Source organism: Paraeggerthella sp. Marseille-Q4926, from assembly GCF_916618935.1.
GTDB classification, from domain to species: domain Bacteria; phylum Actinomycetota; class Coriobacteriia; order Coriobacteriales; family Eggerthellaceae; genus Paraeggerthella; species Paraeggerthella hominis.
Map to the genome: position 1 here is coordinate 277,832 of NZ_CAKAKF010000002.1, position 16,950 is coordinate 294,781.

At 63.6% G+C, this 16,950-nt stretch carries 14 protein-coding genes; 7 read left to right on the top strand and 7 right to left on the bottom strand.

What is annotated here, in order from left to right:
• Positions 1-36: 36 nt before the first annotated feature.
• The 3 genes from LG373_RS04460 to LG373_RS04470 all read right to left on the bottom strand — a co-directional run bounded on the left by LG373_RS04460 (position 37) and on the right by LG373_RS04470 (position 2,678).
• Positions 37-1,968 (bottom strand): heavy metal translocating P-type ATPase, encoded by a 1,932-nt coding sequence (locus LG373_RS04460; RefSeq protein ID WP_225749120.1) that lies wholly within the window; start codon positions 1,966-1,968, stop codon positions 37-39.
• An 81-nt stretch (positions 1,969-2,049) separates the two neighbouring features.
• Entirely contained in the window at positions 2,050-2,268 is a 219-nt protein-coding gene (locus LG373_RS04465) for a cation transporter (RefSeq protein WP_114566043.1), read from the bottom strand.
• 29 nt (positions 2,269-2,297) lie between these two features.
• Complete coding sequence (locus LG373_RS04470) at positions 2,298-2,678, bottom strand: helix-turn-helix transcriptional regulator (RefSeq protein WP_114566044.1); 381 nt, start codon at positions 2,676-2,678, stop codon at positions 2,298-2,300.
• Positions 2,679-2,866: 188 nt separating this feature from the next.
• Here LG373_RS04470 and LG373_RS04475 point away from each other — a divergent pair, with 188 nt between their 5' ends.
• The 3 genes from LG373_RS04475 to LG373_RS04485 all read left to right on the top strand — a co-directional run bounded on the left by LG373_RS04475 (position 2,867) and on the right by LG373_RS04485 (position 5,316).
• Positions 2,867-3,376: a flavin reductase family protein gene (locus LG373_RS04475; protein WP_225749121.1), complete on the top strand. Its 510-nt coding sequence runs from the start codon at positions 2,867-2,869 to the stop codon at positions 3,374-3,376.
• Positions 3,377-3,542: 166 nt separating this feature from the next.
• Positions 3,543-4,277 carry an ATP-binding protein gene (locus tag LG373_RS04480; protein WP_225749122.1) on the top strand — a complete coding sequence of 245 codons (735 nt, stop codon included), beginning with the start codon at positions 3,543-3,545 and terminating at the stop codon, positions 4,275-4,277.
• Positions 4,278-4,344: 67 nt separating this feature from the next.
• On the top strand, positions 4,345-5,316 hold the full coding sequence (locus tag LG373_RS04485) for a DMT family transporter (RefSeq protein WP_225749123.1): 972 nt from the start codon (positions 4,345-4,347) through the stop codon (positions 5,314-5,316).
• Between the two features lie 86 nt (positions 5,317-5,402).
• Here the strand turns inward: LG373_RS04485 and LG373_RS04490 are convergent, their stop codons facing one another.
• Together LG373_RS04490 and LG373_RS04495 are read right to left on the bottom strand one after the other, a co-directional pair.
• Positions 5,403-6,056, bottom strand: coding sequence for an SOS response-associated peptidase family protein (locus LG373_RS04490; RefSeq protein ID WP_225749124.1), 654 nt, complete (start codon positions 6,054-6,056; stop codon positions 5,403-5,405).
• Positions 6,057-6,099: 43 nt separating this feature from the next.
• A complete protein-coding gene (locus tag LG373_RS04495; RefSeq protein ID WP_114566049.1) occupies positions 6,100-6,660 on the bottom strand; it encodes a hypothetical protein in 561 nt (186 codons plus the stop codon).
• A 283-nt stretch (positions 6,661-6,943) separates the two neighbouring features.
• On the opposite strand from LG373_RS04495, the gene LG373_RS04500 reads away from it, so the two are divergent.
• On the top strand, positions 6,944-7,285 hold the full coding sequence (locus tag LG373_RS04500) for a metal-sensing transcriptional repressor (RefSeq protein ID WP_216528477.1): 342 nt from the start codon (positions 6,944-6,946) through the stop codon (positions 7,283-7,285).
• A 258-nt stretch (positions 7,286-7,543) separates the two neighbouring features.
• Positions 7,544-10,135, top strand: coding sequence for a heavy metal translocating P-type ATPase (locus LG373_RS04505; protein WP_225749125.1), 2,592 nt, complete (start codon positions 7,544-7,546; stop codon positions 10,133-10,135).
• A gap of 44 nt (positions 10,136-10,179) precedes the next feature.
• Here the strand turns inward: LG373_RS04505 and LG373_RS04510 are convergent, their stop codons facing one another.
• A complete protein-coding gene (locus LG373_RS04510; RefSeq protein WP_225749126.1) occupies positions 10,180-11,310 on the bottom strand; it encodes a histidinol-phosphate transaminase in 1,131 nt (376 codons plus the stop codon).
• Between the two features lie 238 nt (positions 11,311-11,548).
• Between LG373_RS04510 and dinB the strand changes: the two genes are divergently transcribed.
• Positions 11,549-12,817, top strand: a complete 1,269-nt coding sequence (gene dinB / locus LG373_RS04515; RefSeq protein WP_225749208.1) for a DNA polymerase IV — start codon at positions 11,549-11,551, stop codon at positions 12,815-12,817.
• Positions 12,818-12,946: 129 nt separating this feature from the next.
• On the opposite strand, the gene LG373_RS04520 is transcribed toward dinB, so the two are convergent.
• Positions 12,947-13,831, bottom strand: coding sequence for a DegV family protein (locus LG373_RS04520; protein WP_114566053.1), 885 nt, complete (start codon positions 13,829-13,831; stop codon positions 12,947-12,949).
• Positions 13,832-14,098: 267 nt separating this feature from the next.
• Here LG373_RS04520 and ileS point away from each other — a divergent pair, with 267 nt between their 5' ends.
• Positions 14,099-16,948 (top strand): isoleucine--tRNA ligase, encoded by a 2,850-nt coding sequence (gene ileS, locus LG373_RS04525; protein ID WP_225749127.1) that lies wholly within the window; start codon positions 14,099-14,101, stop codon positions 16,946-16,948.
• The last annotated feature ends 2 nt before the right edge of the window (positions 16,949-16,950 follow it).

The window sequence follows — 16,950 nt, forward strand, 5'->3', positions numbered from 1 at the left end:
GAGCAACCTTTCGAATCAACGCGATAGGGAAAGCGCCTAGCGCTTCATGCTTCCCACGTTCATGGCGCGCATGGCGTTCAGGATGGCAAGAACCGCCACGCCTACGTCGGCGAATACGGCCAGCCACATGTTGGCGAAGCCTATCGCAGCCAGGATCAGCACAAGGAACTTCACGCCCAGGGCGAACACGATGTTCTGCCGCACGATCCTCATGGTCTTGCGCGCAAGGCGTATGGCTTGCGCGATGCTCGACGGCTTGTCGTCCATGAGCACCACGTCGGCGGCTTCGATGGCAGCGTCGGATCCCATGGCTCCCATGGCGATGCCGATGTCGGCGCGCGTGAGCACCGGCGCGTCGTTGATGCCGTCGCCCACGAACGCCAGCTTGCCCCGTCCTCGACCGTGCGCGTGCGTGCGGTCGAGCAGCTTCTCCACCTCGGCCACCTTGTCTTGGGGAAGCAGCTGTGCTCGGTACTCGTCGATTCCCAGCTTGCTGGCCACGGCGGCGGCTACGTCGGCGCGATCGCCCGTGAGCATGACGGTTTCGGGTACGCCCGCCGCGCGCAGATCGGCGACAGCTTGGGCGGCGTCGGGCTTGACGACGTCGGCTATGACGATGTGGCCGATATAGCTTCCGTCCAGCGACACGTGCAGGATGGTCCCCGTCAAGTCGCATTCGCGGAAGTCTACGCCGCACGAGCTCATGAGCTTGTCGTTTCCAACGTACACCACGTGCTCGTCGATGGTCGCGCGCACTCCGTGACCGCTTTGCTCTTCCGTATCCGCGATGCGCTGCCGATCAAGAGTCCCGCTGTATGCTTTCTTGACGGAAAGCGCAATGGGGTGGTCGGAGTACGCTTCGGCATGCGCTGCGATGGACAGCAGGCGGTCGGGGTCGATGTCGGCTTGCGGGTGCACGGCTACGACGTTGAACGATCCGTCGGTCAGCGTTCCCGTTTTGTCGAACACGACGGTTTCTGCGGATGCGAGCGCCTCCAGATAGTTGCTGCCCTTCACCAAGATGCCCAGGCGCGACGCCCCGCCGATGCCGCCGAAAAACGAAAGCGGGACCGATATGACGAGCGCGCACGGGCACGACACGACCAGGAATACCAGGCCGCGCTGCACCCAGTCCGACCAGCTTGCGCCCGTGAGAAGCGGCGGAGCTACAGCCAGGAGCGCCGCGATGATCACCACGGCGGGCGTGTAATAGCGCGCGAATCGGGTGATGAAGTTCTCGGTGCGCGCCTTCTTCTCGGCCGCGTTCTCCACCAGTTCCAGAATGCGCGACACGGTGGACTCGCCGAACGGCTTGCTCACGCGCACGACCAGCTTGCCCGATAGGTTGACGCATCCCGAAATGATCTCGTCGCCGCTTTGCACCTCGCGCGGCACCGATTCTCCGGTAAGCGCCGCGGTGTCAAGCTGGCTTCGGCCGTCGACTACCACGCCGTCGAGCGGCACGCGCTCGCCAGGCTTGATCACGATCTCGTCGCCGACGTTCACTTCGTAGGGGTCCACCTGCGCAAGCGATCCGTCGCGTTCGACATTCGCGTAATCGGGGGCGATGTCCATCATGTCGGCGATCGACTTGCGGCTCTTTCCTACCGCGTAGCTTTGGAACAGCTCTCCTACCTGGTAGAACAGCATAACGGCGGCGCCTTCGGCCATGTGCGGGTCGCTGTCGGGAAACAGCACGAGCGCGAACGCGCCAATGGTCGCTACCGTCATGAGGAAGTTCTCGTCGAACACCTGCCCGCGCCCGATGTTCCTGGCTGCGCGCAGCAGAACGTCGTAGCCGGCGATGAGGTAGGGGACAAGGAACAGGATGAACTCGATCCAAAAGGCGTTCGTTTCGCTGCCGAGCCAGGTGGCTAGCGGAAGCGTTTCGACGGCAGCGTAGACGAGGACGAACAGCACGATGGCTGCAACGATGCGGTTCCTTGTCCGTCTCTGCTTTTTGTTCATAGGGTCCTTCTTTTCGCGTTTCGGGGCGCACGATGCCCGGCGTCGATCGGCGCCGTGGTGCACCTGGGTTGTCTGGAGGGGCTAGCGCACGATCACGCAGTCAGGTTCGTACTTGCTGCAGATGCGCTGGGCTTCGGCAAGGACGGCATCGAAGCGACCTTCGTCTGCTTCGATCACCAGCTTGGAGGTCATGAAGCTGATCGTGGCGCTTTGCACGCCGTCGATTTCCTTGATTCCGTTTTCCATTTTAGCGGCGCAGTTCGCGCATTCGAGGTCTTGGAGTTTGAACGCTTTGCGCATGTCGCTGTCCTTTCGTTCTTGGTTCGGCTTTATTCGCAGATATGGGTCATGCCTTGGGCGAGCATCGTGTGCACGTGATCGTCCGAAAGCGAGTAGATGACGTTCTTGCCGTCGCGCTGGAATTTCACCAGCCGCGCCTGCTTGAGCGTGCGCAGCTGATGCGACACCGCGCTGTGCGTGGCGCCGATCGCGTCGGCGATGTCCGCCACGCACAGTTCCTGGCCCATGAGGGCGTACAGGATCTTGATGCGGGTGGTGTCGCCGAATACCTTGAACAGGTCGGCCAGGTCGTAGAGCAGTTCCTCGTCGGGCATGCAGTCAAGCGTGGCGTCGATTGCATGTTCGGCATTGCCGCAGGCGCAGCCTCCGTCGTGGGAGCTGGCAAGATGCGGAGCTTCTTCCGTGGACATGGTAACCTCTTTTCATGTGAACAACTGTTCATAAGTATACGGACGCATGCGAGGCTGTCAAGCGTTCGTGAAGCAATCTGCAAAACTCGTCCGTTCTTTTCCGGTAACGGCAGCGGCGAGCGGGCTGCAAGCGTCTCGCAAGATGCGGTATCATGGCGGCGACCGCGGACAAGAGAGAAGGAGCTCGCATGGCATTCGAAGAGATCGACGTCGCTCAGCTGCAGATGAACCCGTTCACCATGATCGGCGACCAATGGATGCTCGTGACTGCAGGCGACGAGCGCGGGTGTAACACGATGACTGCAAGTTGGGGCGGTTTCGGCGTGCTGTGGGGGATGAACGCGGCGACCGTCTACCTGCGTCCTCAGCGCTACACGAAAGAGTTCGTCGATGCCAACGACCGCTTCACGCTGTCGTTTCTGGGCGAGGAGCATCGCAAGGCGCTTGCGTACTGCGGCAAGGTGTCGGGACGCGATCAAGCCGACAAGCTTGCGCGCGCCGGGTTGTCGCCCTACTACGTAGATGGCACGACGGGCATTCAAGAGGCCGATCTGGTGCTCGTGTGCCGTAAGCTCTACGCTGCGGACATGCCGCCCGAGAACTTCATCGCGAAGGAGAACGATGAGCAATGGTATTCCCAGCACGACTACCATTGCATGTACGTCGCGCAGGTTGAGCGCGCCCTTGCCAAGCGTTGACGCCGCCGCGCTCCTCTGACGTCCGTTGCGCTGCCGTGAACGTGTGCAGAACGTGAATGAGGCGGCTCAGTGCGCTTTTTGTTGTGAATACAACGGAATAGAGCACAGCGTCCTGGTACGATCGGCGAACGCTAGGCGGATTGTGCATGAGGAGAAAGATGCTGCCATGATAAGACGAGTTATCCATATAGACGAAGCGGCCTGCAACGGCTGCGGAATATGCGTGAGCGCTTGCCACGAGGGCGCCATCGGCCTTGTGGACGGGAAGGCCCGCCTGTTGCGCGACGATTACTGCGACGGTCTGGGCGACTGTCTGCCGGCGTGCCCTACGGGCGCCATCACGTTCGTCGAGCGCGAGGCGGCCCCGTACGATGAAGCGGCCGTCAAAGCGCGGATGGCCGCCGCACCCGCAGGCGGCCGGTCGGGCGGATGCCCGGGGTCGCTCTCTCGGTTCTTCGCAGCCGAGGAGCCTGCTCCGGTTCGGCCTGCGTTGCAGCAGCCCGACGTCGCGCTTGAGGCCGATGCGTCCTCGACGCCCCCTTCGCAGCTGGCTCAATGGCCGGTCGAGATCAAGCTCGTGCCGGTTCGCGCGCCCTATTTCGAGGGGGCTCACGTGCTGGTGGCAGCGGATTGCACGGCCTTTGCCTACGCTGATTTCCATCGAAGGTTCATGCGCGGCCGTACCACGGTTATCGGGTGTCCGAAGCTCGATGCCGTGGATTACACCGAGAAGCTGGCTGCCATATTCGCTGGCAACGACATCGCGTCGGTGACCGTCGCGCGCATGGAGGTGCCGTGCTGCGGCGGAATCGAGCATGCGGCGTGCGCGGCGCTGGAGCTCAGCGGCAAGGACGTGCCGTTCGAAGTCGTAACCGTGTCGGTGCGCGGAGAGCTGCTGTAGCGATCGACGTTCTTGCCGCGCGCGGCGCCGGTTCGTGCTATCGTTCGTCTGCGACGAAAGGTGAAGCATGAAGGCTGGCGCGCGCGGCGACGGGACGTCTAGAGGAAAACGGTTGGGAACTGCCGGCGGGTCGGGCGGTTCTCCCATTGCGCGCGGGCATGCGGTTGCGCTCGTCACGGTGCTTATATGGGCGGTCACCTTCGTTTCGACGAAGGTGCTGCTGGAGCATTTCGCGCCTGTGGAAATCCTTTTCTTCCGCTTCGTCATGGGCTTTTTAGCGCTTGTTGCCCTAAGGCCCCGACGGTTGTCGGTTCGCGGTTTCGCCGAGGAGCGCTGGTTTATCGCGGCCGGCGCTACGGGCGTCATGCTGTATTACCTGTTGGAGAATATTGCGCTCACATTTGTCACGGCATCGATCGTCGGCGTCGTGGTGGCGGCAGCGCCCCTGTTCACCGGTTTGCTTTCGGCGGCGGTTTTCAAGGAGCGGTTGCACGCGCCCTTCTTCTTCGGCTTCTTGGTGGCCATGGCGGGCGTGTGCTTGGTCAGTTTCGGCGGCGCGGAGGCGCTTCCGGCGGATGCCGGAGCGAGGGCAGGGCTAGGGGAGGTTGTCGTAGGGGTGGCGCTTGCCCTTGCGGCCGCCGCTACATGGGCGGTTTACTCCCTGGTGTCGAAGAAGATCTCGACGTTTGGATACGACAGCGTGCTGGCAACGCGCCGGACGTTCGCCTGGGGCTTGGCGCTTATGGTGCCGACGCTGCCCCTGCTGGGCTTTTCGCCCGACTGGCCTGCGCTCCTTTTGCCGCAATCCTGGGCGAACCTGGCGTTTCTGGGCTTAGGGGCGAGCGCTTTATGTTTCGTGACTTGGAACGTTGCGGTGCGCGAATTGGGGCCGGTGCGCACGAGCCTCTACATCTACCTGGTGCCGGCGTTGACCGTCATGGCGTCGGCGGTCGTACTGGGGGACTCGTTGACGCCGCCTGTTCTGGTGGGCGTCCTTCTTACGGTGGCGGGGCTTTTCCTGTCCGAGCGGGGAAAGTGAGCGCCGCTTGCGAGATCCTTGCGTCTGATCGGGAGGTTCGCCGGAGTTCTGAACTTCGTCTGCACGTTGGAGCGGCTCGAGCAAGCTCAGTCTTCGGGCTTTGCGCGCAGGGGCACCTGGCTTCGATCGGCCAGGTCGGCGTATCGTCCGTCCAGCCATCGAGCCGCTTCCTGCGTGTTCAGCACGAGCGGCATGCGGTTGTGCACGTCCGCCACGCATGCGCACGGCTTCGTGGTCACAAGGGCGAAGCGACCTTTTTCGTGAACTGCCGCAAGGAAAAGCGGCTCCCCGTCGGCGCGCTCGAACGCGTACTGGCGCTTCGCGCTTTTCCCCGTCGTCTTGTCGAGGGCGGTTTCGCTTCGGTGGGTTTCGAAGAACGCACGCACGGCGACGATGCACCTTCGTCGGGCAGCGGCGTCCGCCCACATGCCATCTTGGCTTTCGAGGATCGATTCGATGCGCGCGTTGTACACGGTGCCCGACGAGGCCCAAGGAACATCGAATCCCCATACCATATCGGCGACGGCAAGCTGCGAGCCCCGACCTGTTGCCGCAATCACCGCAACGGTGGACGAGGGGTACGCTTCCGCTGCATCGACCGGGCGGGAGAGGTGCTGGCGATACGTTTCGAGCGCATCGAGCATGCTGAGGTCGATGCGCTCCCGCGCAAGCTCCGCCGCGATGGACTCGGCGGCTTTCATGATGTCTGCGCGCTTGAGCGTGGCGAATCGGTGGCACATGGCTGCTCCTTGGCGGGTCGAGCTTTCCGGGCGATGGCTGGCTTTACGCCTCGGCTTCCAGCTTGAACTTGCCGTGCTCGCGGTGGACCTTGAAGGGGTAGACGATGAGCTCGAGTCCCAGCAACAGCAGATGATGCTCGATATTGGCGAAGGGGTTGAGGATCAAAAGCACCGCCAGCACCAGCTGGAACACGCACAGGCCGAGCGGCAGAAGGTAGGGTTCTTTCGCTTTGATGGACGCTATGATCTGGTCGAACTCGCCGCCTGCTTTGTACAGGCCCAGCAAACCCCAGATGATTCCGATGAACATGGTGGACTTCGAGCCATGGACGATGGTCGTCATTCCCAGAATGCACAGCACGATGGCGGTCCCCACGCTGCTCTGCGCGGCATCGACGTTTCGCTCGCGCGCCACCGTGACGATGCTGCCCGCGCCCGAAAGGACCATGGGCACGCCGAGAAAATAGGGCAGCACCTCTTCGGCGATATCGGGAAACAGCAGGCATCCGACGCCCACCAAGGGAATGAGCAGCATGGAGACGATGGCCACGCGCGCGCTCGGGCGGCTTTTCTTGATGTCTTGCACGGACTGCACGGTCGACATGGGTCCAGCTCCTTTCGAAGGTGGTCGAGCATTGTATCACGAGCCTTCCGACGGTGGCGCGCATCGTTGAGGATTCGAGAAGTTCATCGTAAGCGCCGGTCTCCGGCATCTTGGCGGATGGGGAGCCCGGGGCGCTTGCGTACGATCCGGCACTGCCGTGCGACGTATTCCGAAATTTCCCATAAGAGTGCTTGACAATACCCCGTGCGGGTATATACTTCGCGTAATCGCATGCCCCCTGGGGGTATGTGCAGAATGGATGCGCCTTCGAGAAAGGACCGTCATGGCAACCGATAAGCGCAACGGCGAAACAAGCGCGCCCGCCGCCGGTTCGTGCTGCTGCCGTCATAAGGACACGCCGCGCTCGGCTGAATTACAGGATGACTTGCAAAAGCGGCTCAATCGCGTGATAGGCCAGCTCAACGGCGTGAAATCAATGATCGACGACAACCGTTACTGCGGTGACGTGCTCACGCAGCTTGCGGCGGCGGAAAGCGCCGTGCACAGCGTTTCGGCCATTATGCTGCGCAATCACCTGGAAACATGCGTGGTCGAGCAAATCGAGCGCGGCAACACGGAAGTTATCGACGAGGTCATGCAGCTGCTGAAGAAGTTCTCGCGTTAGCGCGCAGGGCCGACGCGCAGGCCCGCTGCGAACGCCTGACGCGAACGGCTGTCGTGAACATCCGCTGCGAAAGGCCGGCGCGCAGGGTCATTGTCGCCCGAAACGTACGGAAAATAGCTCGAAAGCGTACGTTTCGGGCGACAATAGGTTCTGCCTCCGCTTCCGCCGAGTCTCTCACGCGGCGCTTCGGCGCCCTGTGTTCACGGAGCGTCGGGTTGCAAGGCGGGCGTTTCGGCATGTGCCGGAAAGGAATGCAAGATGAAGCAAACATTTGACGTGACGGGCATGACCTGTGCGGCATGCTCGGCGCGGGTGGAGAAAGCCGCTCGGTCGGTGGACGGCGTGCAGGGCGTGTCGGTCAACCTGCTTAAAAACAGCATGGACGTGACCTACGCCGACGGTTCATCGGCTTCGGACGCTGCCGCCGAAGTGAGCGCCGCCGTGGAAAAGGCCGGATACGGGGCTTTTCCACGCGTCGAGCAAGGCGGAGCTTCGGGCGGTAGTCGGGCTCGCGCCGCCCAGGCGAGCCCCGTTGTCGACGCAGCCGCCGAAGCTGCGCACGTGAGGATGCGCCTGGCCGTGTCGACGGCATTCACGGTTCCGCTGTTCTACCTGAGCATGGGGCACATGTTCGGTTGGCCGTTGCCGGCGTTTCTGCTCGGCGAGGCGAACGTCATCCCGTTCGCGCTCACGCAGTTCCTCTTGCTGCTCCCCGTGGCGTTCGTGAACTTCAAGTTCTTCCGCGTGGGGTTCAAGGCGCTTTTCCACGGTGCTCCGAACATGGACTCGCTCATAGCGCTGGGCTCGACCGCCTCGGCGGGGTACGGCGTGTACGCTCTGTATAAAATGGGGTACGCGCTGGGCGCAGGGGACCTGCACGCGGCGCATGCGGCGTCCATGGACCTGTACTTCGAGTCTGCGGCCATGATCCTGACCCTCATCACGCTGGGCAAGTACTTCGAGGCGCGCGCGAAAGGCAGGGCCACCGATGCCATCGCGAAGCTCATGGATCTGGCTCCCAAGGAGGCCGTGCGCCTGACGGACGGGTGCGAGGAGCGCGTGCCGGTGGAAGAGCTGCGCGTGGGCGACGTGCTGGCGGTCAAAGCGGGCGAAGGCGTGCCTGTGGACGGCGTTGTGCTCGAGGGCGCGGGAACGGTGGACGAGTCCGTCATCACGGGGGAGAGCGTTCCGGTTGAGAAGCGGCCGGGAGACGCCGTGACCGGCGGCGCCATGAACCGAACGGGCTGGTTTTCCATGCGCGCGGACCGCGTGGGCGACGACACCGTGCTTTCCGGCATCATTCGCCTGGTGGACGAGGCCACGTCCACGAAAGCCCCTATCGAGAAGATCGCCGACCGAATATCGGGCGTGTTCGTTCCCGTGGTCATCGTAATCGCCGTGGCGACGTTCGCTGCGTGGACGGCGTTGGGATCTCCGCTCGAAACCGCGCTCTCGCATGCCGTTACGGTGCTGGTGATCTCGTGCCCGTGTGCGCTGGGCTTGGCAACTCCCACGGCAATCATGGTGGGCACGGGCCGTGGCGCGCAGCGCGGCATCCTGGTTAAATCGGCGGAGGCTCTTGAGACCGCCCATGACGTGAAAACCGTCGTGTTGGACAAGACGGGCACCGTCACGCGCGGCGAACCGAGCGTGACCGACGCGCTGTGCGCGCCGGATTCCGGCCTTGACGATCTGGCTCGGCTTGCGCTGTCCATCGAGGGTCGCTCGGAGCATCCGCTGGCTTTGGCCGTCGTCGCGTGGGCCGAGCGACGCGGCGTCCAACGTCTTGCCGTGGAAGAGTTCGCGCAGGTGCCGGGCGGGGGCCTGACGGCCGTCGTGGACGGCAAACCTGCGTCGGCCGGCAACGATCGGCTCATGCGCGAGCAGGGCGTGGACGCTTCCTCTTTGGAGGCTGACGCGCAGCGTTTCGCCGGAGCGGGCAAGACGCCGCTCTTCTTCGCATGGGGCGGTCGGCTTGCGGGGGTTTTGGCGGTTGCCGATACCGTGAAGCCTACGAGCGCGGCGGCGCTGGCCGAGTTGCGGGCCATGGGCATTCGCACGGTCATGTTGACCGGCGACAACGAGCGCACCGCTGAGGCCATTCAGCGCGAAGTGGGAGCCGACCAGGTCATTGCCGGGGTGCTTCCGGATGGGAAAGAGTGCGAGATCCGGCGCTTGGCCCGCCAGGGAAAGGTTGCCATGGTGGGCGACGGCATCAACGACGCGCCCGCGCTTGCGCGCGCCGATGTCGGGATAGCTATCGGAGCTGGTACGGACATCGCTATCGAGAGCGCTGACGTGGTGCTCATGAAAAGCGACGTGCTCGACGTGCCCGCAACCATTCAGCTTTCGCGTGCCACGCTGCGCAACATCAAGCAGAACCTGTTCTGGGCGCTTGTCTACAACACGGTCTGCATTCCCGTGGCGGCCGGTGCGTTCGCGTTCGCCGGGATCAACCTCAATCCCATGATCGCGGCGGCGGCTATGAGCATGAGCTCGGTGTGCGTGGTGGCGAACGCCCTTCGGCTGCGCAGGTGGGAGCCGCGCTTTAGCCGGACGGCAACGGCGGCGGCCCGGCAGGCTGCCGATCAGCAAAGCGAATCGGGCGGCGTCGAGGCGCCCGAAAGAAAGGAGACAGCCATGGAAAGAACCTTGCATGTGGAGGGCATGATGTGCCCGCATTGCGTCGCGCACGTGAAGAAGGCCCTCGAAGGGGTGGACGGCGTTGAAGAGGCGATCGTGGATCTGGAGGCAAAGACCGCTGTGGCGAAACTCGGGAAGGACGTGCCCGTCGAGGATCTTGCCGCCGCTGTGACAGATGCCGGATACGAGGTGACGAAGGTCGATTAGCATTGCGGGAAGGGAGCCGCCGTTCGCAAGGCTCCCTTCCCGCGTTAGCAGCCTACGATGATCTCGCGCAGTGCGCTGATCAATTTCTCGTTGTCTTCGCGCGTGCGCACGGCCACGCAGAAGTAGCGGCCGTCTTCAAGGCCCGGCGTGCTTTCCAGCTTGCGAATCAGGAAGCCGGCAAGCTGCAGTCTGCTGGCAAGCTCTTCGGCGCTTGCGACGCCTAAAGTCATGTCCGCTCCTGCATCGAAGGTGCACATGACGTAGTTCGCTTCCGCCGGGAAAATGTCGATACCGGGAATCAGGTTGAGCATGCACTGAAGCCAGGGAATCTCGGAATCCAGGAACTCGCGGGTGCGCTCCAGGTGCCCTACTTCGGTCAGGGTCAGCTCGCCGAGCACTTCGGCGAACATCGGAACTGCGGAGCTGTCGTAGAAGCGCGCGATCTGCGCGATGGTGTCGGGGTGCGCTATGCAGTAGCTGATGGGCACGCCCGGCATGGCGAAGGGCTCGCAGAAGGAGCGAACCACCACCAGGTTGCGATGTTCGGACGTGAGCTCGACCATGCTCTCGCCGCCGAGCGTAAGCTCGATGGATCGTTCGTCCACCACCACCCACGTGCATGCCTCCAGGTACGACAGCAATGTCGGCTGCGGCAAGAGGCGGCTGGTGGGGTAACCCGGGTTGGCCAGCACGACGGCGTCGAAGTAGATGCCGTGCCGTTCGGCTGCGGCGGGATCGGGAATGACGAATCCTGCCGGGCTGGTTATCTCGACCACGCGATGCCCGGCGTTTCCCGCCGCCAGCGCATACTCGGCCGGTCCCGGCACGGTGACGCCGACTGTGCACGGCTGGTAGGTTTGGGCAACCGCCCGAACCATGTCGCCGACGGTCGATCCCACGAGAAACGATGCCACGGGCAGCCCGAACCTGCGCGCGAGCACGCTGCGCAGCGTATGAGCCTCGCGGTCGGGCGGATAGTTCAGCTGTCCGGCGGCAAGCGCCGCTTCCATAGCTCGTATGAACGTAGGGGGAGTGCCCAAGGGGTTCGCCGTGCCCGAAAAGTCTATCCAGTTCATTTCGGTGCGCAACTCGTAGGGCGGAGAGAGCAGCTGCTCGGGAAGCGCGGTCACGCAGTCGCGTACGCACCCGCGCGCGACGGTTTCATGCAGCGCCATCGTCCCTCCTTTCCGACTGTCGTCAACGAACCGCAAATGGACTCGACGTCGAAATCCAGGTGAGCGTTTGAAGCGGGCGTTCGAATGCGGTCGCATCCATGCCTTCCTTAAGAGGCAGGGAATGAACATCCTAGCACAAGTTCCATACGCGCGCAGCGGACATGGTAGACTAATTGCGATCATGAATCTCTCGGGCGAACATACCGATTCGGCTTGCAGCGGCGACCAGGGCGCCTCGATGCTGCTGGCCCCCTGGGAAGGCTCTGCCATCCTTCTGGTCGATCTGGACGCGTTCTTCGCTTCGGTCGAGCAGCTGGACCATCCCGCCTGGCGCGGCAAGCCCGTTATCGTGGGCGGCGACCCCGACAAGCACGGCGTGGTGTCCACCGCATCCTACGAGGCCCGGCCGTTCGGCGTGCGCAGCGCCATGCCCTCGTCAACGGCGAAGCGCCTGTGCCCGCACGCTATCTGGACGCGCGGGCATTTCGATCGCTATCGGACGGTCTCCAATCAGATCATGGACATCCTGAAGGCCGAAACCCCTCGCGTGCAGCAGGTGAGCATCGACGAGGCGTTCATGGACGTGACGCCGACCGCCGTCAACTGCGAGCACCCGGTGCTCGTGGCGCAGCGCATCCAGACGCGCGTGGAAAAGCTCGGCGTGACCTGCTCGATTGGCGTTGGAACCTCCAAGACGGTGGCGAAGATCGCTTCCGACATGGACAAGCCGCGCGGCTTGACCGTGGTGTATCCGGGAAGCGAGCGGGACTTCCTGGCGCCGTTGCCCGTTCGGGTCATGAGCGGCATCGGGGCCGCGGCCGAGGAGAAGCTGCGCTCGCGCGGCATCGTCACGCTCGGGCAGCTGGCCGCAGCCGACGAGGCCATGCTGGTAAGGATGCTGGGCAAAAACGGTCGCGTCATGCACATCCGCTCGCTCGGCGGCGATGATGCGCCGGTCGAGCAGGACGATGCGGTGAAGTCGGTGTCCAACGAAATGATGTTCGCGCACGATCTGGTCGATCGGCAGGACGTGGAAGCGGCCATCGCCACCATGGCTGCCAAAGTGGGTCGTCGCTTACGTCGCAAAGGGCTTGTCGGACGCACGGTTGGCCTACGGGTCAAATTCGACGATCGGAGCGTGCGCTCGGTTCAGCGGCAGCTGCCGAACCCCTCCGACGACGAGCTGGCCTACACGCCGATCCTGTACCGCATGGTGGACGAAGTGTGGCGTCCGGGCATGCCGGTTCGCTTGATCGGCGTTGCGATGACCGGGTTCGACGCCGATGCCGCCGTGCAGGAGAGCTTGTTCGACCTGTCCGAGGCCGCGCCGTCGGACGACGATGCCGCGCCCGTCATCAAAGACGAGGGCAAGCGCCGGGGCCTTCTTGACGCCACCGATCTTGTGCGCAACCGGTTCGGCGAATCGGCCGTGCGGTTCGGGCATGAGCTGCGCAACGAGAAGAACACCACCGGCTCGTCAAGCAAGAACATCGCGGACTACAAGTAGAAGCGCATCCGAAGCGCTGCGTCGAGGAAGGGCGGACGTAGCGGGCGGGTTCTCGTTGAAAAGCGGGCGAACGAAAAAGGCCGGCGGGGCGTCCCGTCGGCCTTTTGGCAGGTTGCGTTTCGCGAGGGGCTAGCGCGTGTCAGCCAAGAAGAACAGCGCCATCGTGCCCGGCCCGGAGTGCGCGCCGATCACCGGATCGACGTAGTTGATGACCACGTCGCGCACGCCGAAGCGCTCTTTGACCTGCGCGGCGACGTACTCCGCATCCTCCAGGCAGTCGCCGTGCGTGATGAACACCATCTGGTCCTCGATGGGCTTGATGGCCGTTTTCTCCATGTGGTCGACCAGGGCGTTGAGCGATTTCTTGCGCCCGCGCACCTTCTCCATAGGCACCAGATGCCCGTCGTCGTCCACGTGCATGACCGGCTTGATGTTGAGCATCGTGCCCGCCCAGGCGCTCGTTTTCGACACGCGTCCGCCGCGGAACAAGAACATGAGGTCGTCCACCGTGAACCAGTGGGCAAGCTTCAGCTTGTTGGCTTCGACCCAATCCCTGACTTCTTCGATGGCGGCGCCTGTGCGAGCGCGCTGCACCGCGTGCCACACCAGCAGGCCTTCGCCGCCGGAGGCCGCCAGCGTGTCCACGGAGAGCACCGTGCGGTCGGGGAACTCGCCGGCAAGCTGGCCCACCAGAAGCTCCACGGCTTCGTACGTGCCGGACAGGCCGCTCGAGAATCCCAGGTACAGGACGTCGCGACCCTGCTCCAGCAGGCCGCGCATCAGCTGCTCGGTATCGGCCAGGTTCGGCAGGGAGGTTTTGAACACCTTCCCCTCGCGCATCATGGTGTAGAACTGCGATAGGTCGGTGTGCTCGCCCTTGAGGTAGCTTTGGTACACTTCGTCCTCGCCGTCGACCATGAAGGTGAGGGGCAGGACGTGCAAGCCGAAATCGTCGATCATCTCTTCGACGAGGTTGCTGCTTGAATCGGTGACGATTTCGAAGTTCATCGACATAGTCGCTTCCTTCCTGAAAAGCCAAGCGAACGGCATGTTCGGAAACAAAAGCCGCTCGCTTTGAATTGCAAACACAAGAAGTATACCGGTTCGCGCGCTTTCCTATGTCGCAATTTTGAAAAGTGCGATCGAACTCGCCGTATCCTGCCTTGCTTCCACTATACTATAGCGGTTTGCAACGATTGAAACGCGCGGCGGGCCGCAGGGGATTCTTTGGGTCCGCGCGCCGCATGCATCTTGGACTCTTGAGGAAAGGTACGGCATCCCGTGGCCAATACGTACAAGGAAACGATGAACCTGCCCAAGACCGACTTCGCAATGCGGGCGAACTTGCCCGAAAGCGAGCCGAAGCGTCTTGCGAAGTGGGAAGAGGAGCGCATCTACGAGCGCGTGCTGGAAAAGAACAAGGACGGCAAGCCCTTCATTCTGCACGACGGCCCCCCGTACGCCAACGGCCCCATTCACATCGGTCATGCCTTCAACAAGATCCTCAAGGACTTCGTGAACAAGTCCCACGCGCAGCGCGGCTTCTTCACGCCGTACGTGCCCGGTTGGGACTGCCACGGCCAGCCGATCGAGCACATGGTGGAAAAGACCCTCGGGCCTGAGAAGATGGCCAAGATCGACCAGCCCACGCTGCGTCGCCTGTGCCGCGAATGGGCCGAGAAGTACGTCGACATCCAGCGCGACGGGTTCAAGCGCCTGGGCGTCAACGCCGACTGGGATCACCCCTACCTCACGTTCACGCCGAACTACGAGTCCGGCAACGTGGAAGTGTTCAAGCAGATGTACCTGGACGGCTCGGTCTACCGCGGCCGCAAGCCCATTCACTGGTGCAAGCGCTGCCATACCGCGCTGGCCGAGGCTGAGATCGAGTACTCCGACGAAACGTCGCCGTCCATCTTCGTGAAGTTCAAGCTCGACGTGATGCCGGGCGTGTTCGAGGCCGCCGGAGCCGAGGGCGACGCCTACGTGCTCATCTGGACCACCACGCCCTGGACGCTGCCGGCCAACACGGCCGTGTCGCTTGCCCCCGACGCCGACTACGTCATGGTACGCGCCGACGGGTCCAACGTGATTTTCGCGCGCGAGCTGGTGGAGCAGGTGGCCGAGATCGCGGGTTGGGAAAGCTATGACCTGGTGCTCGGCGAAGACGGCGAGCCCGTTGCGCTCAAGGGCCGTCAGCTGACCGGCCTGACTTACACGTGCCCCATCCGCCAGGATCTCAAGGGCACCATCATCTACGGCGATCACGTCACGCTCGATTCGGGCACCGGCGCCGTGCATACGGCTCCCGGACACGGCCAGGACGACTACCTGGTGGCGCTCGAATTCGACGTGCCGCTGCTCATGCCGGTGGACGACAACGGCGTGCTGACCGACGAGGCGGGCCCCTTCGCTGGCCTTGACGTCGAGGCGGCCAACCCGGTGATCATCGAGTGGCTGCGCGAGCGCGGCACGCTCGTGGCCCAGAAGACCATCTTGCACAGCTACCCGCATTGCTGGCGCTGCCACGAGCCGGTCATCTTCCGCGCCACCGACCAGTGGTTCGTGTCCATGGACAAGAACGCGCTGCGCGAGAACGCCCTGAACGCCATCGAAAACACGGTGGAGTGGATCCCCGCGTGGGCGAAGAACCGTATCGGCAGCATGGTGGCCGACCGTCCCGACTGGTGCATTTCGCGCCAGCGCTCGTGGGGCGTGCCCATTCCCGTGTTCAAGTGCGCGAAGTGCGGCAGCACGGTTGCTACCGAGGAGACGTTTGACGCGGTCATCGACCTGTTCAACCGCGAAGGGGCCGACGCGTGGTTCACGCGCAAGCCCTCCGAGTACTTGCCCCGCCACGTGAAGTGCGAAACGTGCGGATGCAGCGAGCTCGTGCCTGAAAAGGACATCCTGGACGTGTGGTGGGAAAGCGGCGTGTCCCATACCTCCGTGCTCAAGCATCGCGAGGCCGAGGGCCTGCGCTTCCCGGCGGATATGTACCTGGAAGGCTCCGACCAGCATCGCGGTTGGTTCCAGTCGTCGCTTCTGACCAGCGTGGGCGCTTACGGCGTGCCGCCGTACAAGTCCGTCATGCACTGCGGCTTCACGGTGGACGGCGAAGGCCGCAAGATGTCGAAGTCGCTGGGCAACGGCGTGGATCCGGCCGACGTGATGGCGAAGGCGGGCGCCGACGTGCTGCGCCTGTGGGTGGCCAGCGTCGACTACTCGCAGGACGTGAGCATTTCCGACGAGATCCTGCAGCGCACGAGCGAAGCGTACCGCCGCATTCGCAACACGTTCCGCTTCCTGCTGGGCAGCTTGGACGATTTCTGCTTCGAGCGCGACGCCGTTTCCGACTGGGAGGGGCTCGAGCCGATCGACCAGTGGGCGATGGTGCGCACGCGGCATCTGCTTGCCGACGTCGAGGCGGCCTACGACAGCTACCGCTTCCATTACGTGTACCGCAGCGTGTACGACTACATCGTGAACGATCTGTCGGCCGTCTACATGGACGCGACGAAGGACCGCCTGTACTCCGAGGCGCCGAACTCGTCGCGCCGCCGCGCCGTGCAGACCGTGCTCGCGAACATCCTCGAAGTGCTCGTGCGCGTGCTGGCGCCCGTCCTGGCGTTCACGACCGACGAGGTGTGGGAGCACTACCCGCAGGCCGAGCGCATGAGCGAAGGCCGTCCCTCCAACGTGCAGCTGGCCGGTTGGCCTGAAGTCTCGGACTTCGTGCCCGCCATTCCCGCGGAAGGCGGCGAGCGCATGGCCGAGGACTTCGGCGTGGTGCTGGGCGTGCGCGAAGCGGTGACGAAGGCGCTTGAGGACGCCCGTGGCCAGAAGGTTGTGAACAAGAGCCAGGAAGCCGCCGTGACGGTGACAGCTCCGCGCAGCGTGCTCGACGTGCTGGAGCGCTACGACGCCGCCGTGTACGAAGAACTGTTCATCGTGGCATCCGTGGCGTTCGTCGAAGGCGACGAGCTTGCAGCCGCGGTTGCTCGCACGGATGCGGAGAAGTGCCCGCGTTGCTGGAACTATCGCGTGCTCGGCGGCAACGCGAGCCATCCTGACGTGTGCGATCGTTGCGGCGACGCGCTCGACGCCATCGGCTTCACGGAAAGCGAGTAGGT